Raw genomic sequence first — 17,284 nt, 5'->3', positions numbered from 1 at the left:
GAACACTACTATCAAGGATTTACGAAACTCTGTTTCGTTCCTTTTCGGCTAATAAGTTTTACTCTCGGGATTGGCCAGCAAGGGGACGTGGTTCACTGATGGGAAATGCATGATAAGGCCCAAATAAGAAATGGAGGCAACGTATGTTTAAAAAATTATTTAAAGTTTGGCTGGTACTGACGCTCGTAGCGCTTCCTCTGCTCCATGCAAAGAATGTCTTGGCAGCGGGTGACTACACGGCAGGTGTGAGCGAGTCTGGCTCCACAGGTAAGATCTGGTTCCAAACAGGCTTGACTTTAAGATTCCTGGATGTGCACTACACTGTCACCAGTGGTGGTCAGACTGGCCCCGAGCAGAATGTCGCTGTACTCAAAAATGCCGCAACCGGCCAATATGAACACACCATCCCTGCCCCACTGACAGCCAATGATGTGATTAAATATTTCTTCACCTACTTCAATGAAGTGACCGGGGGAGCGACAGATACGCAGCAAGTGTCCTATACCTTTGGTCAAGGTGGAGGTGGAGAAACTCCGATATCTACCTTAACGTCGCCTACCTTTAACCCTGGTGCAGGCACATATGCTACCGCACAAAATGTAGCGATCACTGCTACTCCAGCGGATGCTACCATCTATTACACTACGGACGGTAGCACACCAACTCGTTCCTCCGCGCTGTACACAGGGACAATTCAAGTGCCACAAAGTCAGACGCTCAAGGCGATTGCTGTGAAAAATGGCTACAACGATTCCCCTGCTGCCGTAGCAGCCTATACGATTAGCTCCAATTCCGGCGGCAGCCCGGAAGTGCCTGTTGGCAGCAATCGGTTGACCGTGCAAATCAAAAATGACAGTAAAGGCCAATACCCCGACAGCCAGGTTTACTGGCAAATCGTCGGCAAATCCTATCAAACCGGCAAATTCGTTCATGTGAATGCGAACGGACAGCTAGTTGAGATGAAGCGTACAGACAACACCTACTATAAAGACAACCATGACGGCAATCATACAAACGATTACTACACCAACTACTTCCACAAGCTAAGCGATGTAAACTGGGTATCCATCCCGGATATCGAATCCGCACGGCTGTATGTGAGCTATGGCGAACCGGTATTGATCCGTACCGTTGATGCACTTGATGGCGCCGGAAATATCGTCGGCCTGGGCTATCAGGGACCGGATATCAATTCTCCTACCGATGCGAACCAGAATATCTATTTTGACTTCGTTGAATTCAACCTGGGACCTGAAGGCTTCCACGGAAATACCACAAGAGTAGATCAGTTCGGATTCCCGTTAAAAATGCAGCTGATCGGCCACGACGGCTACAACCGTACGGTCGGCGAGACCGAATCCCGCGCAGCCATCTACGCGGCTTTCAAGAACGAAGTAGGACCCAAATTCCGTTCCCTGGCTGATTCACAGTACCGGATTCTGGCCCCGGGTAAAGGCTCGTTCGGACATCCGGTGAACGGCGAAGACAACACGCACTTTTTTGACAACTACATCAATAACATCTGGAACACCTACCGCAGTCAGGAGCTTGTCTTCGCTGTACCTGTGGGCGGTGGCAATCTGGTAACCTACAGCGGCCATATCATGCCGGGAACCGATAGGTTCGTGTTCAAAAAGGATAATCATAACGGCAGTGGCTTCACACCTTACCAATACTATGTTGATAAACCAACCACAGCGGATGCGCTGGAAGGCAAAGGCGCCTTCGACAGACGAAGCGCCGGGCAGCCGACATCCATCACCGACGTCGAACTGGCCATTCAAGCCCAGCTCTGCGCAGCGATCAACCGCGGCTTGCTCCTCAACGTCAATCCAGCGAACTGGGGTAATGAGAGCTATTTCTTCCAAACCGCACCGTCCAACGACTACGTCAAATTCTGGCACGATCACAGCATTGATCGCCTGGCCTACGGCTTCTGCTACGATGACGTCCGCGACTTCAGCCCATCGCTGCACACCACTAGTCCCAAGGCTATGGTTGTAACTGTGGCCTGGTAAGGAAAGCAACAAGCAAACACCCCCTCGAGCCGCTCTCTGGAAGGAATTCCAGGGAGGGCTGAGGGGGTGTTTTGCATTGGATTTTTTTGTCTAACTAAGATTAATGGTATTTGAACTAATCTACTTTTTTGATGGCTAGTGCTTCTTAACAAGAGTATATTAAGCTAGCATTTCCAACTTGATATATCGCCTGTTATGTTAAATTAAGGATGAGATTAATTCAATGATTTATTCGGCACTGGGTAACCTCACCAAAAAAACTTGAAAGGCACAAAGCCAATCAAAGTTAACCTTTTGTCTATTTCATCTTTAAGAAGAATTCACTCAATATCTGATCAAACTTGGGATCTCCACGCCCCATTGAAAACATCCAATGAGCCCGCAGGGGTGATGATGTATATGCCCGTATCTATTTCTGGCGGAACTCCCGAGGAGCCTGACCTGTCAGTTGGTGAAACAGCCGAGAAAAATAATGCACAGAGCTAAAATGATATTTTTCGGCGATTTCTGTGATGCTGAGTGTGGTGTGGAGCAGGTCTTCCTTCGCTCGGCCGATTCGAAAGAGATTCATATATTGAATGGGCGAGCAACCGGTAGATTTGCGGAACAGCTCAAAAAAATGACCACGGCTCATGTTAAGACTGGTGTAATAGACCTCCAGCGGCTTGGGAGCATCGTGGAGCAGATCCTGCTCCATTACCTCCAGCAGTTGACTGATCCTTCGGTCTGGAATCTGCTGGTCCTTCAGCAAGCTATTCAGGAAGTAGTCGATGAAGGTCTGGAAATTCCGCTGAATCGTCAGGCTGCGCATGAAGGTCTGCTCATTGGTAAAGCTAGCGGTTTTATAAAAGTTCTGGAAGAGCTCCTGCCAAACGCGTACGGATTCCACCGTAACGATTCCCGGAAGCGAATAAGGGAATCGCGGACCCACAAGTTCCTCCAACAACTGCTCGGGCGGGTAACAGACTGGACAAGCCGTATCAAAAAACGCCGCTCGCTCGACATAGGACCAATCGAAATAGCAGCATAGGTGGACCATAGGTTCCTGCGGATCAGCTAGCCATTCATGTGGCTGCCCCGCTGGAAGATAAACAAGCGCACCCGGACCAAGCCGGGTACGCTCTCCATTCGTACATAGCACGCCATACCCCTCGCTGATCAAGTAAATGGAACTGGTATAGCATATTCGCGGAGAACTGGATTGCCCTTTGGAAAAAGGATATCTAGTCGCAAGATATACATAGGGATGCAAGGAAGTAAAATTCATACGGGTGTCCCTCCAATATTCCATCTAATTGTATGATCAAGGTAAGCGTGACCAAACAACACCATTGTAAACAATTTACTACAACTTGTTCAAATCGGGCGCTTCTGCAGGATATCCTCCTCAGCGTCGATCCAGGCGATTTTTACTGGGCGGCAAGTTGTGATTCGATAGCTGCAGCCAGTTCTGCATAGGAGGAGCTAGGCAACAGCTTGCCATCTACCATGAACTGCGGAGTTCCGTTCACACCGTAGTTCGCTCCTGTTTTGAAGTCTTCTTTTACCGGAAGCATATACGTATGATCATCCAGGTCCTTGGCAAACCGGTCATAATCGATACCACTGATATTCTCCTTTACGAAATCCTTCAAGAACTTGGGAGTCGCCCAAATCTGGGTCTCATCGCCCTGGTGGTCATAGAGTTTGCTCATGAACTCCCAAAATTTCTCGTTGTTCTGTGCGGCTATAGCTTCCCCTGCACTGGCGGCCATAATGGAGTCACGATCAATAAATGCATAGTTTATGAAGAAAAGCTCCACCTTACCGGTTTCGATAAACTCTTGTTGAAAACGTTCAAAATAAGCCTGCTTCCAGTTCTTACACGCTGGGCACTTAAAGTCCGCAAACTCGATGACTTTGACCTTGGCGTCCGGGCTGCCCAGATGGGGCTGCTTCTCATATTTCAGGCCTTTCGCGTCATAATCCCCTTTGATTTCCGTATAGTTAGGTAGCCCCTTCAGATCGGAGGCTGTCCCCGAGCCTTTCAGAAAGATTAGCGCCCCGGCAAGAATAAGCACGCTGATTGCAATCACAGTAAAAACATAAGGAAATCCCGATTTTGTCTTTGAATTTTTGGCCATCTGTTATTCATTCCTTCACGGTTGATAGATTATCTGCCCAAGCTGGCGCTGTGTACTGGGATAGCAGGCTGGGTCTAGTACGATACAAAAGTTACGGATACCTATACGATACAAAAGTACGATAGGATAAGCAGCAAGATGTTCTTTTTTTAAATCGCTCTACCTCATGTTCACAGTTCGCGTTCCGGAACCAACTGCTGTGCTTTATGAAATAAACTAACCCTCCCCTGCCGACTGAACAATTGCGCCTTATAATGTTAGCGCTTTCTATTATTCGATCTTACCGTGTTCCCTCTTTGCCCGAAAGGTACATTTCAGAATCGTGGGTACACTTCTCCTGCTCTATCAATTCATCCGACAATCGTGCAACTATTGGACCTCCCGCTAAATACAGAAATCCACCATTCAGATACATTAGGAACTGTAAATAGCATGTAATGACGGGGAGGAACACAGAATGCATAAGAATGATAAGCAAGCTGGCAAGTTAATGAATAAGCACATGGGTCATGAACGGGCCAGCCTGCATGATATTAAGTTCAACGGACCGGCAACCGATTTTTTTGAAGGTGCTTTGCTAGGCAACGGAGGAATGGGTGTGGTCGTTACGACCCGGCCGGATGCGGTGATGCTGCATTTTGGACATAACAATGTGTGGGATATCCGGATTGCGGAGGAGCATAAAGACGAGATTATGACCTTTCAAGAGGTCTTTGACCGGTTCGCTGCCCTTCCGGCTGATCTGGCGCAAGTTACCGATAATCCTTGGTATAAAGAGTATTGTGAAATGGCCGGCGATAATTACCGCAAAGCCTATCCCAAGCCGATGCCTTGCGGTTCGCTGCTGCTTCGGTATGATCGGCGGGATGCAGAGGTGCTGGGCCATACTGTGCATATTGCCGATGGGCGTTGTACGATTGATTTTTTGATACAAGGCAAGCCCGCCGTGCTCGAGTTGTTCGTAGAAGGAGACCATGACCGTGTCTGGATAACGGTAACGGATGCCGCTAGTGGTATGGCAATTCCGCTCTTCACGGAGGTCAAGCTGATTCCTGACCCAGAGACACCGCCTGAATTCCCACAAGCAGAAGTCGTAACCGATACCGTAACGGGAGTACAACACTTCACGCAGGTAATGCCGCGTGTAGAACAACCACCTGTCCCTTATATCGGACAAGCGAACGACAAGGCGTTTCGACTGGCGGTGAGAGCGGCTGGCATTTCTCAGAATAATCCTGAAGCGCAGCAAGGCTTCCTCGCCTGCGTCGAGCTGTGGGAAGGTCTTAGCAGCGAAGTCCAGGCGACAGCGATCGCGGCAACGCCAGAGCTTGATGGCTTTGATGCTGCCAAAGAAGTAACAGCAACGCTATGGCGAGAATACTGGAATCGTTCCTCCGTCGCACTGGAGGATGAATTCCTGGAGCATATCTGGTACCGGAATCTGTATTTCTTCAACTGCTCCGTGAAGGAAGGGGTTACTTGTCCTGGACTATTCGCCAACTGGAGCTATCGGACGATCGGCGCGGACTGGCATGGCGACTATCATATGAACTACAATACGCAGCAGCCCTTCTGGCTGGCTTTCTCCAGTAATCATCTCGACAAACACCTGCCTTATGTGGATATGGTGGATCATGTATTGCCCGTCAGCCAAACCTGGGCGCGAGATTACTACGGCCTTCGCGGTGCCTATTTCCCGCACTCGGCTTATCCTGTAGAAATGACGATGATGCCTTACCCTGTACCTCACTGGGGCTGGGAAATCTGCGAAACCCCGTGGACTGTGCAAAGTCTATGGTGGCACTATCTTTACTCCATGGATGCTGTCTTCCTGCGTGATCGGGCTTTCCAGCCGATTAAGGAAGCTGTTCTGTTCATGGTAGATTATATGAAACGCCCGGAAGCTCGGGGAGAACAATGGGGAGACGAGGATTATCATATCTTCCCGACAGTTGTGCCGGAGCTATACGAGATCACACCCGGTTTTGCCAAAAACAGCGACTGCCTCATCGACCTGACATTGACTCGGTTTATTTTCCATGCATTCATTCAAGCCTCTGCCGTGCTTGGAGCAGAACAAGAGGAGGCGGAGTTGCTGGATGAGGTGGAAGAAATTCTAAACCGTTTCCCGTCCTACCCTACAGCTGAATCCCGGAATGGACGTGTCTTCGTATCGGTGGAAGGCGAGAATCCTGAAGTCGTCTATAACGTGCCGGTTCCGCTCACAACCGTCTTTCCAGGAGAAGACCATGGCCTGCATTCCTCCGAAGAAGACTACCAAACAGCAGTGAATTCCTATCTGAATCACCGCAATGAGGGTGGCAATGAGCTAGTATTCTACCATCTTGCCGGTGCCCGCCTTGGTGTATTGGATCTGGAGCGATTCAAGCGGCAAATCCAATATTGCCTACTGCCTAATGGGACCTGTACAGACCGTGTTCTAATGAGTGGCGGCCGTTATGCAGACACAGAGAATTTCGATTTCATGTCCCGAATGGGGATATGGTTCGAGAATTTCTCCCTACCTGCGGTTATTAATGAATGCCTGCTGCAAAGCTACAACGGGCACCTGCGCTTCTTCCCCAATTGGCCGGATGAACAGCACGCAGAGTTCCATACCCTGCGCGCTGTGGGAGGCTTCCTGGTCAGCGCGGCATTCACTGACGGAGAACCAGAGTGGATCGAGATCATCAGCGAAGCTGGTGCTCCGCTCTCCTTCTACATCCCTTGGGAAGATGGTGCGCTATGTACACTCTCGTCAGGGGAACAGCTTGCATTGTTGGGTGAAGTGGGCCGGATCATGACCGCGCCAGGTGAAGTAATCACCATAGTGAAGTACCCACATTAAGAAGAGAATTGTGATAGCTATATAGTGTGAACTTAATAATCTAACGTCTCGGTTGCGCGGCCGAAATTCTTGGTCCACACTTCACCGGACTATTCACCTGAGGCCAAGTTCGAGCTTAAGAGGACATTAATAACAGGAAAATATACCGTTAATTGTTTACTTCCAGCTTATTTGTCATAAATAAAGGGAATTTCTCCCGTTAAAAACCTCTTTTATCCGTAATATAGTCTAGTCTGAGGTGATTAACGGGATATTTTCCAGTTATTCTTAGAAAAGAAGAGAATTTAATCAAAATAACAGGAGTTATTCCCGTTATTCCAATGCCCTATCGAGTGAAGCTGAGCTTTTCAGTGCAGTTGTCACCTAAATGAGTGAAATCCTTGTGAACCAAGGGTTCATTTTGTACCTTAGAGATACAAGAAACCCGTTATTGAGACGTCGAAGTCATTTTCGAAATTACGTCGTGTTTTCAAATGCGTTTTATATAGACAACAACATGAGCCCTTATAGAGATCAATCATCAAGCACTTATCCCCGACAGCGAATAGTGTGGCTCATCGTGCTGTAGCACAGCTATTCATAACAACATGTAGCAGAATGTCATAACAACAACTAGCAAAACACCATAACAACAAGTAGCAAAACTCCATAACAACAACTAGCAAAACTCCATAACGCAAAGAAGCGTTCCCCAATCACAGACCGGGGGACGCTTCTTCTCTTTCACATTTCACGCAAATATCCGCCCGCTTACGACTGACGTGTCAAGCGGAACATCTGACTGGCGTAATCGCCCCGCAGGGTCAACGGAAGGCCAAGGTTCATTAGGCTGGAGCCATGCCATTTCGTACCGGCTTCGCCCTCTTCATCTTGTACAAGATATACGCCTTGCGGGTCAAGCCCTTGCAGATTCAGTCTTTTCTCCGCCGCACCGAAATACTGGGCTTGCTGGAAAGCGAAGACCACGCTCTCCTGTCCGTCACGGCTGATGTACTGGCTGGCGGCAATATCGCCTTCCCGGAACGAGGACAGCCGGTGCAGACTTCCCTCCGTGATGACATGGCGAATGTCTTTATACAGCTGCACATACCGCGACGCTTCGACTATTTCTTCATCGGACCAGTTGCCGATATTCGCTCCGATGCCAAGGCCGCCCATCATGGCGCTGTGGAAGCGGAACGACAATGGCAGATTTCTGCCGTTCATGCCATGCGGCGATTCTGTCACCCAGCACATCATAATGGATGAGCTGTAGGCATAAGTGAAACCTTCCTGTATGCTCAAGCGGTCGCGGGCATCCGTATTGTCGCTGATCCACGCTTGGTCGGCGAACCGCAAAATGCCGTGATCGATCCGTGCACCGCCGCCGGCACAGGTCTCAAATTCCACCTGCGGGAAGCGGTGTCTCAGCTCTGCCCAAATTTCATACAGGTGATCCACATGCTTGATCCACACGGACTGGTCTTCATGCTCTTTCAGCGGCAGCACCCCTGGCTCTGTGACCGTCCGGTTCATATCCCATTTAATGAAGGAAATGTCGTGGGTACTGAGCAGTTCGGTCATAAAATCAAGTACAAAAGCCTTGACCTCAGGTTTACCTAAATTCAGCAGTAGCTGATTACGGAGCAATGTCCCTTCACGATTTGGGAACTGATAGACCCAATCCGGGTGCTCCCGGTACAGGTCGCTATCCGGGTTGACGGATTCCGGCTCTACCCATAATCCGAAGTCCATACCCAGTCCTTTTACGTCATCTATCAGTTCCTGAAGACCCAGCGGGAATTTCTCCGGGTTCACGGTCCAATCCCCGAGACCTGCCCGGTCACTGTTCCGGCCGCCGAACCAGCCGTCATCCACGACGAACAACTCCGTGCCCATCCGGGCTGCCTGTCGGGCCAGCACTTTTTGGCCTTCGGCAGTTACAGCGAACTCCGTCGCTTCCCAGGAGTTATAGAGCACTCTTCTAATCCGCGAGCCTGGAAGAATGCATTCGCTTTGGTAGCGATGCAGATTGCGGCTCATTTGCCCGAAGCCGTTCGCAGCGAACCCGCCTGTAAAGACCGGCGAGGTGTAGCTCTCACCCGGCGCTAGTGTGAACGAACTGTCAAAATCATTGATTCCGCCGACGATACGCAGTCGACCGAAGTTGGACTTCTCTGCGACAATCTTCCAGTTTCCGCTCCAACCCAAGGCCCCGAACCAGACCTTTCCTTGGGTTTCATTCGCTTGACCACCATCAATCGCGAACCACGGGTTGGCGTGCGGTCCCGTGAATCCTCTTCTGGATTCCAGCACCTTCTTGCCCTCGGTCAGCGGCTGGGAGCGAAGCTGATATTCTCCAGACCAGCGACCTGTGACATGGGTCAGACGGTAAGCAGGCAATACCGGGAGCGACCACGCCGCCGCCATAACCTGGTTAATGCTCAAGGGCATGCCTTCACCATTGGTGACCTTCACTACTCTTTCGACCAGATCATGTTGAACAACTGCTTTATAGCAGACCTCCACCCGCAGCGAGTAATGGGCATCGGTCAGGATGATCACCAGTTCATTGTCGCTGACAATTTCATGTCCTGTGTATTGCAGCTTCAGGTCACGGACTCCATCGCCGAATTTCACTTTCAGGCAAGGCTCGGTATAGCTGGCACCTCCCCAGCCGCCGTATTCCTCCTGCTCGCCGTTCAAATCGGCGTCGAAGGAGCTGTGACTGCGCGCAGTTAGCAGGCCCGCACAGTCCCGGGCCTCTACCGGCTCGCCCCAATACAGATGCTGCACACTATTTTTTTCATTAATGCCCAAGATATAAGAGGATTGCTTCATCCGGATTTCAAACATCCGTTCCTGTTCCAAATACTGAATCGCCAACGTAAAACACTCCATTCATTTATCAGGTTATCCTTTGACTGCGCCTGCAGCGATCCCCTTAATGATAAATTTCTGCATCAGCAGGAAGAAGACGATGACCGGAATCATCCCCATGACGGCATAAGCGAACGCCAGGTTCAGATCACTACTGTATTGACCGAAGAAGAAATACTGCTGCAGCGGAATGGTCCGGTATTGATTGTCCTGCAAATAAAGCAAAGGTAACAGGAAATCATTCCAGATGTACAGTGCGTTCAGCACAACTACCGTTGCCGTCACCGGCTTTAACAAAGGAAGAATTACACGGAAGAAGATTCCTGGCGTTGAACAACCATCAATGGTGGCCGCTTCCTCAATCTCCCGCGAGATTTGCTTAATAAAGGCGGTATAGAACAGTACACCCATCTGGATACCAAAACCACCGTAGATCAGGATAATACCCCAATGCGTATTGAGCATATGCAGGGATTTTCCAAGCTTATACAATGGGAGCATCGTCACCTGAAACGGAATCATCATTCCCGACAAAAACAGCAGAAATATGATGTTATAAAAAGGCTTGTTCCTTCTTGCGATCGAATAACCAGCCAGGGCAGATACCAGAACAATCAGCACTACGGATAAGCCCGTGATGATAAGACTATTGGTAATGGCCACCGGGAATTTCGAGGTCTGCCAAGCGTGCAGATAATTAGAAAAATCAAGGCTGGACGGCAGCGCATAAAAAGAATCAAAGGTTTGCTTAGCTGTTTTGACCGACATCAATACAGCAATATATAAAGGAAACAAAAAAATCAACGCCAACACCAAAATCAGTACAAAAACCGCGATTCGCGTCTTTTTCATTACATCTCCACCTCCCGTCTGCGGGAAATGGACATTTGCACAACCGTAACGACCACCAGGATCAGGAAGAACATCATGGACAACGCCATCCCGTATCCGCCCTGGAAAGAAGAGAAAGAAGTTCTGTAGATATACGTGGACACAACCTCAGTGGAGAAGCCGGGCCCTCCGTTCGTAGTTACAAAGACCAGATCAAATACTTTGAGCGACCCGGTCAGCACCAGCAACAAATTAATGGTCACTGAAGGCGCGAGCAAAGGTAAGGTGATATGACGGAAGGATTTCCACACCCCTGCACCGTCAATCTTGGCACTTTCGCTGAGCTCCTGCGGAATGCCTTGGAGACCGGCAATGTAGATGATCATCGGCGAGCCGATCCCCTGCCACAGCGCCACAAGAATCAGCCCGAACAAGGCATAATCAGGATTGCCAAGCGGGCTTGTCACATCCAGTCCGAAGTGGCTCAGCAATTGGGGAATCCCCGTGCTGTAGTTATAGTTCCAGATAAATCCGGACAGAACGATCGAGATCACACTCGGCAGGAAAAAGATTGTCCGGAATAGGTTGCGCAACGGCAGAAAAGCATCCAGCACCAACGCAAGCAACAGAGAAAACACATTCACAAGCAGCGTCAGCACGAGCGCGTATTTGGCTGTATTGCCAAGAGCGGCCCAGAAATCAGGGTCCTGATACGCTTTTACATAGTTATCCCAGCCGACAAAAGCAAACGTATTGGACACGCCATCCCAGCTTGTAAAAGAGTAACGCGCCCCCATGATCAGCGGAATAACAACCGCCATAATAAACAGACAAACGCCCGGCACAATAAAAAGAAGGTACCACATCTCTTTCCGCAGGGCACGCTGGACATTCCCCATAAGTCTCATATCCTTTCTTCCTGCAGGTAGAAAGCACAGCGCATGTCTCTGTGCCTTCCCCTGCGTTTCTTTGTCTACTGAGCGCTATTTATGGTTCTTGCTCAACCAGTCGTCCATATTGGAAATGATCTGCTCCGGTGTGACTTTCTTAAAGAACAGATTTTGCAGGTTCTGATCAAATGGAGCCCGCCAGTCAATGGTCGTCTTCGCTAAATAAAGCTGGGAATCGTAGGTCTGGCCATTATCGAAGTACGTCTGCAAATCTTTGATGGCCGGGGCAATATCGGTAGAAGTTCCTTTGACGTAGCTCAAGGATTTGATGTTCTCCACCCAGGCATCCCCGCCCTCTTTGCTGGACATGAATTCCAGGAATTTCAGCGCAGCTTCCTTGTGCTCAGTCTTGCTGCCGATAGCCAGTGATGCGTCTGCGTTAAAGTCCAGCTTGTTCAGGCTCTCGTCGTTGCTGAAGGGATACGGGAAGTAGCCCAAGTCATTGTTGTACAGATCAGGATTCTTCTTCTCGATATCCGGGAGTGGCCAAGTGCCCATATACATCATGCCGACATTTCCTTTGGCAAAAAGATCGACAGCGCCGTTGTAGTCCACGCCCAGTTGATCCTTGTTACCCAGTTCAAAGAGCTTCGCGGCATGCTCTATTGTTGCTTTTACCGCAGGATTGTCCGCGAACTTCGCCTGACCTTTCTCTATCTTCTCGAAGAAGTCTGGCTGGCCTTCTACCAAGGCACTGTTGCTCGGCAGATCACGGGTATTCCACATGGTCATCGTCCATCCGTCTTTCCAGCCGAGGGCGAACGGAGTTTTACCATCTGCTTTGATCTTCTCAGCGGCTGCGATCAAGGCATCATAGGTTCGCGGCACCTCAAGACCCAGATCCTTAAAGATTTTTTTGTTATAGAACACTGCAATCGGGTTCGCGTTCAGCGGCATTACGTAGTTCTTATCGCCTGTCGCCTGACCTTTGACTACGCTTTCATCAAAGTTGTTCAGAAAAGGCTGGCCCGTAAGATCTGTCAGATAACCGCCATCCGCAAAAAGCTGGGTATTGAAACCGGCATTTAGCGTAAAGACGTCAATGACGTCACCGCCTGCTAGCTTGGTTTTGAGCAGGGTATAGTAATCGTCGTATTTGACCGGCTGTATTTCAACCTTAATATTAGGATTCTGACTTTCGAACTGCTCTACAATCTTGGCAATCTGATCGGTAAAATCGCTCTTGAAGTGCATGAACTTAATCGTCACCGGTTCTTCAGACTTCGTATTCGTATTGCCTCCACTGCTGGGAGCGCCTTCGGCATTCCCGCCCGCAGACGGTGTATTATTGCCTCCGCCACAAGCGGATAGCAAGGTACTCAGCAGCATGACACCAAGACTGATGGACATCCATTTTTTCAACGTAATTTCCCCCTTCATCTAGTTCAAGCGTTGGACGCTGACTCTTTATGTCCTGCTTTTATCGTACCGGCTTCCGGGAGAAACCGTAATAAAATAAATGGTGCAGCGGATGTTCAATTTTTTGTAATCAGTCCCGCCGCAGATGGCTGTCCCGATATTCCGAAGGCGTCTGTCCCGTGCTCTTTTTGAACACCTGACTGAAATAACGCTGATTCTCATAGCCCACAAGCTCGGAGATATCGCTAATTTTCCGGTCAGAAGCGCGCAACAGCTCGCACGCCTTTTTCATCCGTTTGCGGGTCAGATATTCGATGAAATTCTCTGAGGTCACCGACTTGAACAGTTTGCTCAGGTAGCTTGGGTCCATATGAAATCTAGTGGCAACATCAATCAGACTGATATCTTCAAAATAATGGTCATCCAAAAAAGCGGCGATGCTCTGAATCATCTGGATCGATTCGGATTCGTTACGGTTCGTGCTGTATTCCTCAATCGCCTCCAGCCAGCGGCCCAGCAGCAAGGTGACTTCTCTGCCATCCATAATGCCTGTGATGGACTGGGGATCGAAAACCGTAGGGTGAGCCGATGCCATCACTTTCAGCTCGGAGACCGCCACATCCATGATTCTCGCCAGTTCCTGCTGAACCTCGCTTACCGTGATCACTCCGCATTCCGTTACCTTTGTCAAATAATTGTGCAGCAGCTCCCGGACCTCCTTCACATTACCGGAAGCCACCGCTTGACGGAGAGCCTGCAAATCAAAGGAAGTTAGCAGACCTCCGCTCCTGGCCTCGATTTGATCCTCTGCAGGGTATAGACCGCAGCCGGAATCATGCAGCCGGGCTCCCCCGATGGCTTTATTCGCAGCACGGAACATATGCGGCAGCTCGGCTAACTCGCTGAAAGACGGACTGAGTCCGGCACAGACCTCCAGCTTCAGCATCTGCTGAACAGCCTTGTGGAACTCTGGTAACCAGGCAGGTCCCTGTGTCCCGGTAGTCAGCGGCCCATTCACTACCAGGCAAATTCGCAGCCGGTCATCCGATTTGTAGACCAGCGCCAGTTCATCCTGCAGAAGCTCATACAAAATGTTCTCGATGCTGAACATCAGCAGATCGGCGTTGCCGTGAAACCGGGTACGGGCCGTCTCCTGAAAATGCCGGAACATCATCACTACCAGCCGGGAATGCTCCAGGCCAGAAGGTATCTGCAATTCATCCTGATGCTTAAGGATGTCTGAAGGATTAGTGATCCTTTCTGCAGTGACATTTTGCAAAAAAGCGCTCCGCTTCAGCTTGAGCAGATCCACCGCTTCCTTTTTCTGCTGCTGATGACTCCTGAATGTGCGGCTCAGTTCCGCTGCTTTGATCATCGCGCTGCGCAATTCGCCGATAGAAACCGGCTTGAGCAAATACTCGCAGGCCTGATAACGAATAGCGCCTCGCAAGTACTCAAACTGGGAATACCCGCTGATCACAATCACCCGGATGTCGCTGTGATGCTCATGAAGATGCTCCAGAAATTGCAGTCCGTCCATGACCGGCATGTTCATATCCGTAACCACGATATGCGGCTTGCTGACCCCGATCAGCTTAAGCGCCTCTTCCCCATGTCTAGCTTCCGCGATGACCTCGGCATCCAGGTTCAGTTCGCTGATCATCTTGCTGATCGCCCTGCGGCCCCATAGTTCATCGTCCACAACCATCACTTTATACATGCTCAGCCCCCGCTTTTTTATATGGAATTCGGATCTTCACCGTTGTTCCCTCGCCTAGCCTGCTATCCAGCGTAAGGCCGTAAGGGGGGCCATAAAATAGCCGAATCCGTTCATGGACATTCCTCAGTCCAATAGAGACGCCCGAGAACACTTCCGGCGAAGGACTGGAAAGTGCGGCTTGCAGCTCAGCCAGCTTCTCCTCCTCCATGCCCGTTCCGTTATCACGGATGACTATCAGCACATCCTTTCCCTCCCGTACAGCAGTTACGCCGATCACGAGTAGGTGATGATCCGCTTGGCCCAAGGCATGGACAATCGTATTTTCCATAATTGGCTGGAGCATAAAACGAATCAGGGAGCAGTCCATCAGCTCTGACTGCACCTCAAACTCCGTCTTTAGCGATTCCTCGAACCGAAGCTGCTGGATATACAAATAGTTGTTTAGATGCGCCAGCTCTTGCCCTAGCGTCGATTCCATGTTGCCTTCATAGAAGCTGTAGCGGAACATATCCCCGAGGGCGCGGCACATCTCATGAATCTCATAATCGCCGATCAGCACCGCCTTGCCGCCGATCGTCTGTAACGTATTGTACAGAAAATGCGGATTAATCTGCATTTGCAGCGCCAGAAACTGAGCTTCCTTGTTCCTCAGCTGCATTTTATACTCCTTCTCGATCAGCTCCTGGATCTTCTCTGTCATGAAGTTAAAGTTCGCCGTCAGCTCTGACAAATCATCATGCCAACGATTGGGCTTTAGTGTGGTGTTGAATTTCCCTCTCCGGACAGCACGCATCGCTTTACCGAGATACTGAATCGGCCTTGTGATGAACTGCTGCGCCAGCAAGGAGAAACCTGCAATGACGAGCATGACCAGCACAAGCACAACAATGGTAATACGCAATGTGTTCCTGCGGTTATCCGCCAGCTCCGTACTGGGATAAAGAATACTCAGCCCAACGTTAGCATGATCCAGGTATGAGGTGCTGGTTAACAATTCACGGTTCTGCGAAAAAAGCAGCTGGTGTGCATGACTGTCGATCATCCGCTCCGGACGGATGTAGGGCTTGACCTCCCCGGTATAGGCCTCACTGGTCCGGTAAAAGGTCTCTCCGCGCTCATTCTGCAAGACGATTACATTCGGCGCACGGTTATACTTTTCCATTTTCTTATAGAAGTCTTTGCCCTTCACATAAAAGACCAGCGAACCGAACTTCTTCTTATAAAAAGGGTCGTATATAGTCATCGCATACACAAAAAGATCCTGCTCAATCACAGGATCCGTATAAGTGAACATCAGGGAGTGCTGGAAAGGCAGATCAGGAATCTCCCGGTAATGGGGAACCTGATCGTTCAGGGCAATGACATTGTAGCTGTCGGCTCTGGACCAGCTGTCCTGAACAGTGTTATCACTTCCGAGCACAGTAATCTTGATAATATCGGCATTATTGCTAACCACAAGCCGATAGTATCCCGCCAGCGACTCCCTGATGTCCATAATGTTGGCGTCACTATAGTTCGTACCGTTCTCCATCAGATCAATGACCCGCTTGAAGCCATAAACCTGAAGTGCCGAGGTCGATAGATTGCGAAAATATTGATCCAAATTATCCGACACATATTCGGCATTCTGATCGGAGCTGCGGATCATCGCCTGCTCCAGCGAGCTGGTGCTAGTCTGGTAGAACAGATAGGACAAAATCAGCAGAGGGACGAGGGAAATCACCATATTGCTCCATACGATTTTGGTCCGGATGCTCCGGTTCATAAACAGCCATCTGATCATCTCTGTGTCCCCCCTGCTGTATAAATTGAACTTTTTCTTTTATTTCGTCTTATTATATAAGACAAAATAAAAGATCCAAACTTAAGATCCAAACGTAAGATTCGAACCTAAGATCCAAACCTAAGATCCAAACCTAAGATCCAAACCTAAGATCCAAACCTAAGATCCAAACCTAAGATCCAAACCTAAGATCCGAGCCTAAGATCAAAACCTAAGATCCGAACGTACGGCTCGATCCTCACTACGGTGAATGTTTTGGCTTTCGGCTGCTGTTGTCCCCGGATTTCTACTTTATGAACCGCTTCTGGCGGTTGAAATCCGGTGAAATGATGCTTACGGGTGCGAGCTTTCCTGCGGAAAGCAGACATGCGCTTCCGGTGCTAGCTTCCTATAGAAGCTTACAGGCATACGCTACCGCTCTTACAGCTCCAAACCTTCCCTCCGCAGTCTTTCTCCCTATTTAGAACGCAATTAAAAAACAACCATTACCAAGAAAAAGAGAGCGTATACAAAACGGATCACGGTGTAATTAACGGCATTTTTGTACCTTAAATCCTCTACAGCTAAGGGTTAATGGAAATTAAGTGCATTTTCGTACCTTAATTCTTCCAAAATACCCGTCCAGCGCGTTTTTTCAAAAATTAAGATACAATAATACTCTTATTTGACTCATTTTTCTATTTCCAAGGAAAATAAGGCACAAAAATGCTCTTAGTTGCGAATTTGCCCCTCTTATTCACCGTTAAGACGACTCGAGAAGGAGAATTTACCGCTTCTGACGACATCGCTGAAT

10 protein-coding genes are annotated in these 17,284 nt (G+C 49.4%); 2 read left to right on the top strand and 8 right to left on the bottom strand.

The genetic code is table 11. The features are described from left to right. Positions 1 to 143 precede the first annotated feature (143 nt). Positions 144 to 2,018, top strand: a complete 1,875-nt coding sequence (locus tag ACFVRY_RS09520) for a beta-1,3-glucanase family protein (RefSeq protein ID WP_387499539.1) — start codon at positions 144 to 146, stop codon at positions 2,016 to 2,018. A 409-nt stretch (positions 2,019 to 2,427) separates the two neighbouring features. Here the strand turns inward: ACFVRY_RS09520 and ACFVRY_RS09515 are convergent, their stop codons facing one another. Further along, entirely contained in the window at positions 2,428 to 3,285 is an 858-nt protein-coding gene (locus tag ACFVRY_RS09515) for an AraC family transcriptional regulator (protein WP_387499537.1), read from the bottom strand. Positions 3,286 to 3,427: 142 nt separating this feature from the next. Continuing rightward, on the bottom strand, positions 3,428 to 4,141 hold the full coding sequence (locus tag ACFVRY_RS09510; protein ID WP_387499536.1) for a DsbA family protein: 714 nt from the start codon (positions 4,139 to 4,141) through the stop codon (positions 3,428 to 3,430). 457 nt (positions 4,142 to 4,598) lie between these two features. Between ACFVRY_RS09510 and ACFVRY_RS09505 the strand changes: the two genes are divergently transcribed. Next, on the top strand, positions 4,599 to 6,989 hold the full coding sequence (locus ACFVRY_RS09505) for a glycosyl hydrolase family 95 catalytic domain-containing protein (RefSeq protein WP_387499534.1): 2,391 nt from the start codon (positions 4,599 to 4,601) through the stop codon (positions 6,987 to 6,989). Positions 6,990 to 7,739: 750 nt separating this feature from the next. On the opposite strand, the gene ACFVRY_RS09500 is transcribed toward ACFVRY_RS09505, so the two are convergent. The 6 genes from ACFVRY_RS09500 to ACFVRY_RS09475 form a co-directional block, all read right to left on the bottom strand. Further along, positions 7,740 to 9,854, bottom strand: coding sequence for an alpha-galactosidase (locus ACFVRY_RS09500; protein ID WP_387499532.1), 2,115 nt, complete (start codon positions 9,852 to 9,854; stop codon positions 7,740 to 7,742). 27 nt (positions 9,855 to 9,881) lie between these two features. Beyond that, positions 9,882 to 10,700, bottom strand: a complete 819-nt coding sequence (locus ACFVRY_RS09495) for a carbohydrate ABC transporter permease (RefSeq protein WP_387499530.1) — start codon at positions 10,698 to 10,700, stop codon at positions 9,882 to 9,884. After that, positions 10,700 to 11,587: a carbohydrate ABC transporter permease gene (locus ACFVRY_RS09490; RefSeq protein ID WP_387499528.1), complete on the bottom strand. Its 888-nt coding sequence runs from the start codon at positions 11,585 to 11,587 to the stop codon at positions 10,700 to 10,702. The genes ACFVRY_RS09495 and ACFVRY_RS09490 overlap by 1 nt, the downstream gene beginning before the upstream one ends. A gap of 75 nt (positions 11,588 to 11,662) precedes the next feature. Next, positions 11,663 to 12,991, bottom strand: a complete 1,329-nt coding sequence (locus ACFVRY_RS09485; protein ID WP_387499526.1) for an ABC transporter substrate-binding protein — start codon at positions 12,989 to 12,991, stop codon at positions 11,663 to 11,665. Between the two features lie 127 nt (positions 12,992 to 13,118). Further along, positions 13,119 to 14,708: a response regulator transcription factor gene (locus tag ACFVRY_RS09480; protein WP_387499524.1), complete on the bottom strand. Its 1,590-nt coding sequence runs from the start codon at positions 14,706 to 14,708 to the stop codon at positions 13,119 to 13,121. Beyond that, positions 14,701 to 16,491 (bottom strand): sensor histidine kinase, encoded by a 1,791-nt coding sequence (locus ACFVRY_RS09475; RefSeq protein WP_387499522.1) that lies wholly within the window; start codon positions 16,489 to 16,491, stop codon positions 14,701 to 14,703. The genes ACFVRY_RS09480 and ACFVRY_RS09475 overlap by 8 nt, the downstream gene beginning before the upstream one ends. Positions 16,492 to 17,284: the final 793 nt, after the last annotated feature.

Source organism: Paenibacillus sp. NPDC057934, assembly GCF_042887565.1.
GTDB lineage: Bacteria > Bacillota > Bacilli > Paenibacillales > Paenibacillaceae > Paenibacillus_AQ.
This window is presented reverse-complemented; position numbering and strand designations above follow the sequence as displayed.